Source organism: Photorhabdus antumapuensis, from assembly GCF_020387775.1.
Taxonomy (GTDB): domain Bacteria; phylum Pseudomonadota; class Gammaproteobacteria; order Enterobacterales; family Enterobacteriaceae; genus Photorhabdus; species Photorhabdus antumapuensis.
In genome coordinates this window covers 576-1,707 of sequence record NZ_JAHZMK010000006.1, presented here as the reverse complement: position 1 = coordinate 1,707, position 1,132 = coordinate 576, and the positions used below count along the sequence as shown (strand labels likewise).

The following is a 1,132-nucleotide window of genomic DNA, read 5'->3' as shown; positions in this document are numbered from 1 at the left end:
CAACCATCCATTTGTAATATTCAGAAATATTTTCTTTCCAGAATGCATAATCCTGAATTTGATCTAAGTTAGCAGAACTACTTCCTATCATGGTATCTAAATCCAATCCGATTTCTAATGGAGCACTGTCTATATCATCATTAATAGAATGATTTGACTGTATTGGCAGCTCTTTTGCTCTATTTTTAAGATGGTTTTTATTTTCACTGTGTTTATTTTTTGGCATATTATCACCTAATGGTTTTATGATAAGAAGAATATTGGTAATTTTTACCTATAAGATTCATTAGATAAAATAAAAAAATTGAATTTATTAATGAAATATTTTATATAGAATACCAATTAATAGATAGGAGATTGTTTGTCACCCTGTTGATGGGGAGAATAGTTTAAAAATGGTTTTAAATCCCGATCAATTTTTCAGAATTTTCTTTTGAGATAATAATATTTATCCCATTGATCTTAACAATAGCTTCTTGACTTTTTACCCATATGGAAAGAATATCTTTTATTTTAGCTAAATAAGTTGAATGGGTAATACCCGAAACTTCAAGAATAATATTTTCATTGTCCTGACGATTATTATTGTCTGTGGCGGATTGAGTGATCAGATTCACTTTATTAAGGGCAAGGCGGGCATCTTCTGTACCGCCTAAGTCGGCACATAATTTATCTGTCAGAGCTTGATTTATTTGTGAACTTTCCAGGCTTGATTTTTGAACTACAGAAGCAGATATTTTGCTAACTGGAATTACATTGTCTTCGATATTTTTAAGTTTCATTGGTACGGTAATGGAATAGAGTAAAGAGAGGCGTGGGCGATTACCAAGCGCTTGCCAAAAGTTGCCCAGACTATTTAAATTTTCCTGTTGTGGAATAACTCGGGTATATGAGCCGGGAATGCCGGTTAATTGGCGATTATTTATTAATGCATTTAAAACCCGCGTCATAATTTGTGCCGCTTGATTATCCGGTTGGCTATCTGGGCTAGAGCTATCGCTTGAGGGTTTATTCGCATCCCAGTAAGTGATTAAATAGTTACAATTAATATTGACCCATCCCGGTAATAATGTGTTGGTTGCGGGATTATAACGTCTTGATTCGGCAGAGCGTAATTGCAGATCTTCATGTA

The 1,132-nt window shown here is 33.7% G+C and carries 1 protein-coding gene and 1 pseudogene; both read right to left on the bottom strand.

Annotated elements, in window-relative coordinates:
- A pseudogene (locus tag KZ793_RS00290) lies at positions 1-226 on the bottom strand (hypothetical protein); the annotation flags it as partial.
- Positions 227-401: 175 nt separating this feature from the next.
- Positions 402-1,132, bottom strand: a 731-nt coding sequence (locus KZ793_RS00285) for a Pvc16 family protein (protein WP_225812469.1), incomplete at its 5' end; no start/stop codon positions are given.